A 2,897-nucleotide genomic window follows, 5' to 3' on the forward strand; every position below is an offset into this window, starting at 1 on the left:
GGCTCAGAAGCAGCCACCATTTAAAGAGTGCGTAATAGCTCACTAGTCGAGTGACCCTGCGCCGAAAATGTACCGGGGCTAAATAGTTTACCGAAGCTGTGGATTACACCTCTGGTGTAATGGTAGGAGAGCGTTCTAAGGGCGTTGAAGGTCGATCGTGAGGACGGCTGGAGCGCTTAGAAGTGAGAATGCCGGTATGAGTAGCGAAAGACGGGTGAGAATCCCGTCCACCGTATGACTAAGGTTTCCTGGGGAAGGCTCGTCCGCCCAGGGTTAGTCGGGACCTAAGCCGAGGCCGATAGGCGTAGGCGATGGACAACAGGTTGATATTCCTGTACCAGTTGTTTTTGTTTGAGCAATGGAGGGACGCAGGAGGCTAAGGAATGCATGCGACTGGAAGTGCATGTCCAAGCAGTAAGTCTTGAGTAGAGTCAAATGCTTTACTCTTTACGGACAAGCTGTGATGGGGAGGGAAATAATAGTACCGAAGTTCCTGATGTCACACTGTCAAGAAAAGCTTCTAGTGAGAAAACAACTGCCCGTACCGTAAACCGACACAGGTAGTCGAGGAGAGTATCCTAAGGTGAGCGAGCGAACTCTCGTTAAGGAACTCGGCAAAATGACCCCGTAACTTCGGGAGAAGGGGTGCTGACTTCGGTCAGCCGCAGTGAATAGGCCCAAGCGACTGTTTATCAAAAACACAGGTCTCTGCAAAATCGAAAGATGAAGTATAGGGGCTGACGCCTGCCCGGTGCTGGAAGGTTAAGAGGATGGGTTAGCTTCGGCGAAGCTCAGAATTGAAGCCCCAGTAAACGGCGGCCGTAACTATAACGGTCCTAAGGTAGCGAAATTCCTTGTCGGGTAAGTTCCGACCCGCACGAAAGGCGTAACGATTTGGGCACTGTCTCAACGAGAGACTCGGTGAAATTTTAGTACCTGTGAAGATGCAGGTTACCCGCGACAGGACGGAAAGACCCCATGGAGCTTTACTGTAGCTTGATATTGAGTGTTTGTACCACATGTACAGGATAGGTAGGAGCCGATGAATCCGGAACGCTAGTTTCGGAGGAGGCGCTGGTGGGATACTACCCTTGTGTTATGAACCCTCTAACCCGCACCACTTATCGTGGTGGGAGACAGTGTCAGGTGGGCAGTTTGACTGGGGCGGTCGCCTCCTAAAAGGTAACGGAGGCGCCCAAAGGTTCCCTCAGAATGGTTGGAAATCATTCGCAGAGTGTAAAGGCAGAAGGGAGCTTGACTGCGAGACTTACAAGTCGAGCAGGGACGAAAGTCGGGCTTAGTGATCCGGTGGTTCCGCATGGAAGGGCCATCGCTCAACGGATAAAAGCTACCCTGGGGATAACAGGCTTATCTCCCCCAAGAGTCCACATCGACGGGGAGGTTTGGCACCTCGATGTCGGCTCGTCGCATCCTGGGGCTGTAGTCGGTCCCAAGGGTTGGGCTGTTCGCCCATTAAAGCGGCACGCGAGCTGGGTTCAGAACGTCGTGAGACAGTTCGGTCCCTATCCGTCGCGGGCGTTGGAAATTTGAGAGGAGCTGTCCTTAGTACGAGAGGACCGGGATGGACTTACCGCTGGTGTACCAGTTGTTCTGCCAAGGGCATTGCTGGGTAGCTATGTAGGGAAGGGATAAACGCTGAAAGCATCTAAGTGTGAAGCCCACCTCAAGATGAGATTTCCCATTTCTTTAAGAAAGTAAGACCCCTGAGAGATGATCAGGTAGATAGGTTGGAAGTGGAAGTGCAGTGATGTACGGAGCGGACCAATACTAATCGGTCGAGGACTTAACCAAAGAAACGAAATAAAAAAGTATTTTCGGAATGTTTGATTACTACTTCAATCCAGTTTTGAGTGAATAATCACTCAACTTAATAGTAACAACACCCAGTGTGGTGGCGATAGCGAGAAGGATACACCTGTTCCCATGCCGAACACAGAAGTTAAGCTTCTTAGCGCCGATTGTAGTGAAGGGTTTCCCTTTGTGAGAGTAGGACGTTGCCACGCTAGTTGTTATTCCGGCATAGCTCAGTTGGTAGTAGCGCATGACTGTTAATCATGATGTCGTAGGTTCGAGTCCTACTGCCGGAGTTCCTTAATATAGGATATATGAGTAGGCTTTGCTTCTTTTAACTCTGGAGAGTTGTCCGAGTGGCCGAAGGAGCATGATTGGAAATCATGTAGGCGGTGAACACTGTCTCAAGGGTTCGAATCCCTTACTCTCCGTATTAAGTTTCTATTGGCCCGTTGGTCAAGCGGTTAAGACACCGCCCTTTCACGGCGGTATCACGGGTTCGATTCCCGTACGGGTCATTTATATTTATTGGAGGTTTAGCTCAGCTGGGAGAGCACCTGCCTTACAAGCAGGGGGTCGGCGGTTCGATCCCGTCAACCTCCATTAAATTACGGTTTGGTAGTTCAGCTGGTTAGAATGCCTGCCTGTCACGCAGGAGGTCGCGGGTTCGAGTCCCGTCCAGACCGTTATTATTATAGTTTTTGGCGCAGTAGCTCAGTTGGTAGAGCAACGGATTGAAGCTCCGTGTGTCGGCAGTTCGATTCTGTCTTGCGCCATTTGGAGGAATAGCGAAGTGGCTAAACGCGACGGACTGTAAATCCGTTCCTTAGGGTTCAGTGGTTCGAATCCACTTTCCTCCATTACATAGTAGGGATATAGTTAAACGGTATAACTACGGTCTCCAAAACCGTCATTGTGGGTTCGATTCCTACTATCCCTGTTAAAATTTTATGGCGATTGTGGTGAAGTGGTTAACACAGCGGATTGTGGTTCCGCCATGCGTGGGTTCGATCCCCATCAGTCGCCCTTAGTTTTAAATTTTATGATATGTTTTATGGCGATTGTGGTGAAGTGGTTAACACAGC

General features: G+C 50.1%; 9 tRNA genes, 1 rRNA gene and 2 other annotated features. All 10 genes read left to right on the forward strand.

Annotated features, from left to right (window positions below):
* The first annotated feature begins 196 nt into the window (after positions 1–196).
* Positions 197–929 (forward strand) — a sequence feature (23S ribosomal RNA rRNA prediction is too short).
* Position 930: 1 nt separating this feature from the next.
* Positions 931–1,800: a sequence feature (23S ribosomal RNA rRNA prediction is too short), on the forward strand.
* 108 nt (positions 1,801–1,908) lie between these two features.
* A 5S ribosomal RNA gene (gene rrf, locus A5819_RS16500) occupies positions 1,909–2,024 on the forward strand.
* 10 nt (positions 2,025–2,034) lie between these two features.
* Positions 2,035–2,108: transfer RNA gene (locus tag A5819_RS16505), tRNA-Asn, on the forward strand.
* Positions 2,109–2,154: 46 nt separating this feature from the next.
* A tRNA-Ser gene (locus tag A5819_RS16510) sits at positions 2,155–2,243 on the forward strand.
* A 15-nt stretch (positions 2,244–2,258) separates the two neighbouring features.
* Positions 2,259–2,330: transfer RNA gene (locus A5819_RS16515), tRNA-Glu, on the forward strand.
* Between the two features lie 12 nt (positions 2,331–2,342).
* Positions 2,343–2,415, forward strand: a tRNA-Val gene (locus A5819_RS16520).
* Positions 2,416–2,424: 9 nt separating this feature from the next.
* A tRNA-Asp gene (locus tag A5819_RS16525) sits at positions 2,425–2,498 on the forward strand.
* Positions 2,499–2,515: 17 nt separating this feature from the next.
* Positions 2,516–2,588 (forward strand) — tRNA-Phe (locus A5819_RS16530).
* Positions 2,589–2,591: 3 nt separating this feature from the next.
* Positions 2,592–2,672, forward strand: a tRNA-Tyr gene (locus tag A5819_RS16535).
* Between the two features lie 9 nt (positions 2,673–2,681).
* Positions 2,682–2,752 (forward strand) — tRNA-Trp (locus A5819_RS16540).
* Positions 2,753–2,765: 13 nt separating this feature from the next.
* Positions 2,766–2,838, forward strand: a tRNA-His gene (locus tag A5819_RS16545).
* Positions 2,839–2,897 lie beyond the last annotated feature (59 nt).

The organism is Enterococcus sp. 7E2_DIV0204, from assembly GCF_002140855.1.
Classification (GTDB): Bacteria; Bacillota; Bacilli; order Lactobacillales; family Enterococcaceae; genus Enterococcus_L; species Enterococcus_L lemimoniae.